This is a genomic window from Corynebacterium sp. HMSC055A01 (assembly GCF_001809405.1).
GTDB lineage: Bacteria > Actinomycetota > Actinomycetes > Mycobacteriales > Mycobacteriaceae > Corynebacterium > Corynebacterium hesseae.
This window is the reverse complement of sequence record NZ_KV797591.1, coordinates 183,583-187,065: the sequence shown is the minus strand read 5'-3', so window position 1 is coordinate 187,065 and position 3,483 is coordinate 183,583. Positions and strand designations below refer to the sequence as shown.

General features: G+C 59.7%; 4 protein-coding genes. 2 read left to right on the top strand and 2 right to left on the bottom strand.

Annotated features, from left to right (window positions below; all coding sequences use genetic code 11):
• Positions 1 to 125 precede the first annotated feature (125 nt).
• On the bottom strand, positions 126 to 878 hold the full coding sequence (locus HMPREF2604_RS10140; protein WP_232755700.1) for a hypothetical protein: 753 nt from the start codon (positions 876 to 878) through the stop codon (positions 126 to 128).
• A 154-nt stretch (positions 879 to 1,032) separates the two neighbouring features.
• Between HMPREF2604_RS10140 and HMPREF2604_RS10135 the strand changes: the two genes are divergently transcribed.
• Both HMPREF2604_RS10135 and HMPREF2604_RS10130 read left to right on the top strand, forming a co-directional pair.
• A complete protein-coding gene (locus tag HMPREF2604_RS10135; protein WP_246818417.1) occupies positions 1,033 to 1,380 on the top strand; it encodes a hypothetical protein in 348 nt (115 codons plus the stop codon).
• A gap of 417 nt (positions 1,381 to 1,797) precedes the next feature.
• Positions 1,798 to 2,274 carry a PspC domain-containing protein gene (locus HMPREF2604_RS10130; protein WP_070516662.1) on the top strand — a complete coding sequence of 159 codons (477 nt, stop codon included), beginning with the start codon at positions 1,798 to 1,800 and terminating at the stop codon, positions 2,272 to 2,274.
• A gap of 173 nt (positions 2,275 to 2,447) precedes the next feature.
• Here HMPREF2604_RS10130 and guaA read toward each other — a convergent pair.
• On the bottom strand, positions 2,448 to 3,483 hold a 1,036-nt coding region (guaA, locus tag HMPREF2604_RS10125; protein WP_083299239.1), incomplete at its 5' end, for a glutamine-hydrolyzing GMP synthase.

Here is a 3,483-nt window from a genome sequence, read left to right as displayed (position 1 = left end):
GAAGCGGAACTAAACCCAGGACGCTTCAAGATTCCATTTGTACCCGTATGAAAAACGCCATTTTTCGAATCGGATCGCCGTCACAAGAAACAGTCCTTGCCAGACTGAAATCGATTGACGCGGGATTAAGGCGTTGACGCTTCCACAGCAGCCTGCCCCACAGTGATGCTTGCCGACGCCGGACGCCCACCCTTCGACTGCGCCCGCACCCGAATATCCACACCAGTAATGCGGCCCGTACCACGACCAATGCCATGAAAAGCCTGAATATCGCCCGTGACAGTCAGCGCAGGAGACGGCACCGTTGCGCCAACCATCATCAGTGCTGCCCGACCTTTGCGCAGCTTGCCCAACAGTGGACGGCACCGCACCGGAGAGAGAGCAAGCGCCACTGGCGAGCGATACACAACCAAGTCCAGCCCCTCCGTGAGCACCGCGGCAACACCCAAAGGGTCCACCCCTGGATCCGGCACAGCGATAATGCGGCCCAGATACTTCGGGTCAATTCCGGCATAAGACAATTCCGGCCACCCCACCACACCGGCGTGACCACCTGCTTCCACAACGTGGAGAAGCATCTCCGCAACCAGCGCCGGTGTATCGCTCATATGTGTGACAGCATGGCGCGGTAGACCACCGCCAGGAAGCAGAAATCGAAACTGCTCACCGAGCGAAACCACATCTTCGCTGCCTGTGATCTTCTGTGCGAAGCCGGTACCATCCCCATCACCACCAGGGACAGCACCGCCGATCTGCGCCATTTTGGAGCGGAGCTGGGCGATCTGTTCAGCGTGCGCAGAACCACTGGAGCCCGTCGATACCGTCGATGCCGCCAGGTCCACCTCCGCGACCGTCTTGCGAACACTTGTTCCACTCACGGAAGCTGATTATGCTCCGCGGGCGAACCAAGGTCAATTGAAATTATCGAACATATTTTCTATCGCAGGTCATATGGTAGCGTCCACCTCCATATACGCCTACGACGTCCGCACCCGGACCACCCCAATCCCCACTCCGCTCATCGTCAGAGTCATGGGAACTGTGGGCGTCGCCGGATCCATCGCAGTCATGGTCTCCCAGCTCGCGATCGGCCCCAAACTCCTCATCGCGCTCGGATGCGTTGCCCTTGCTGTCGCCATCACTTTGCTCCACCCCTACCGGGGCGAGATGAGGGCATTCGCGGAAGAGAAGCGGGTAAGTACGGTGCCGTCGATAAGCATGCTCGTGCCGTTAATGCTTTGGTGGCTGGCGCTCATGCTCGCACCTCTCGCGCAATGGCCAGCCTGGGGAGTCACGCTCACATTCGCGCTCGTTGCTGGCGCTGCGTGGGTACTGTACCCGCATGTCGACGGCTCCCGTCGCCTCGCATACGCCGACTAGCAACGCACGCTGGCTAGCAACGCACGCCGACTAGCAACGCACGCCGACTAGCAACGCACGCTGGCTAGCAGCGCTCCCCGACTAGTAGTTCTCGCCGACTAGTAGTTCTTGCTGCGTTGCACGAAACCTGAATCCACAGGCCCTGGATAAGCTAATCCAGGGCCTTAAGTGCACAAACCAGTACACAAGCAGTGCCGATATTCAGGTTTTAGGAAGAAACCTGAAATCACAACGAGGCTACTCGACGCGCTGACGAAGATCGAAGGCGGCGAAACCTCCCTGAACAGGGACTTCAAAGAGGCCAGCGGCATTGTCTACGCCAGCGAATTCAGGTTTCATGCAAGGATCTCTCGATCCTCCCCCTAGACCCGTGCCATTTAGCCAGCGAGCTTTGCCCGCCAAATGCATACTTGAGCCATGGACACCAACAGCTCGTTTCAGGCCATGTGGGACACGCGCCCGCCACGGATCCCCAAAGAACAAGGTGGCAACCCACTAGTCGGTGGCATCTGTGAGGGCATCGGTGCGCGTTATAACGTCGATGTGACCTTCGTCCGCGTCGTTTTTGCTGTGCTGGCGCTCATCATCGGCGGCGGCATTTTCCTGTACCTGCTGTGCTGGTTCACCATGCCGCGTTTTGGCACGCAGACATCCCCCGCACAGGCGATCTTCACACCGAAAGAACGTCTGAGTCCTGTTGTGCTCAGAGACCGCAGCACAGGCTGGCTGTTGTTGATCGGATTGCTGATCTTCTTCCCGTCCGTCACGCTGGGCACGGATCCCAGGGCAGTATTAGCGCCGCTGGCAGGAATCTTCACCGGGTTTGTCGCGTGGTGGCTTCTGCATCAGCGCACGCCAACGCCGCCACCTTCGCTTGGAGTGCATTACAAATAAAACGAGTGGATCTCGATTACATCGGGGCCTTAGCTTCGCTCCAAAAGCCCAGGTAAAAATTCTCACCTGAGGCAGCTATGTAATCGAGATCCGCTGACTATTTAGCATCAACTATTTAGCACTAACTATTTAGCGCTGGCACTTAAATCCTGGGTGTCAGCGCTAAAAGCTGGTTACTCCCACTCGATCGTGGCTGGCGGCTTGGACGTGATGTCCAGCACGACGCGGTTGACGTCCTCAACCTCATTGGTGATGCGGGTGGAAATGGTCTCCAGCACCTCGTACGGGATGCGGACCCAGTCAGCGGTCATGGCATCCTCGGAAGCAACTGGACGCAGGACGATCGGGTGGCCGTAGGTGCGGCCGTCGCCTTGGACGCCGACGGAGCGAACGTCGGCAAGCAGGACGACCGGGCACTGCCAGATCTGGTCGTCGAGGCCAGCCTTGGTTAGCTCCTCACGAGCGATCGCATCGGCTGCGCGAAGGGTTTCCAGGCGCTCCTCAGTAACCTCACCGATGATGCGAATACCCAGGCCAGGGCCCGGGAAAGGTTGACGGTTCACGATCACCTCGGGCAGGCCGAGTTCACGGCCAACGGCGCGGACCTCGTCCTTGAACAGCAGGCGGAGGGGTTCGACGAGTTCGAATTCGACATCGTCAGGCAGGCCACCGACGTTGTGGTGGCTCTTGATGTTGGCGGTGCCGGATCCGCCGCCGGACTCGACAACGTCCGGGTACAGGGTGCCCTGAACGAGGAAGTCGACGGGTGCGTCGTCACCAGATTCGGTGAGCACACCAGCAACGGCACGCTCAAAGGAGCGGATGAATTCTGCACCGATAGCCTTGCGCTTGGCTTCCGGCTCGGTGACACCAGCGAGCTTGCCCAGGAAGGCTTCGCGCTCGTCGACGGTGACCAGCTTCGCGCCTGTAGCAGCCACGAAGTCGGTCTCGACCTGCTCGCGCTCGCCCTGACGCAGCAGGCCGTGGTCGACGAAGACACAGGTGAGTCGGTCACCGATTGCGCGCTGGACCAGTGCAGCAGCGACAGCGGAGTCCACGCCGCCGGACAGGCCGCAGATGGCGCGGCCGTTGGGGCCGACTTGTTGCTTGACTGCGTCGATAAGCTGTTCCGCAATATTGGAGGCGGTCCAGGTCTGCTCGAGGCCTGCGATCTCGGTGAGGAAGCGCGTGAGCACCTCTTGGCCGTGC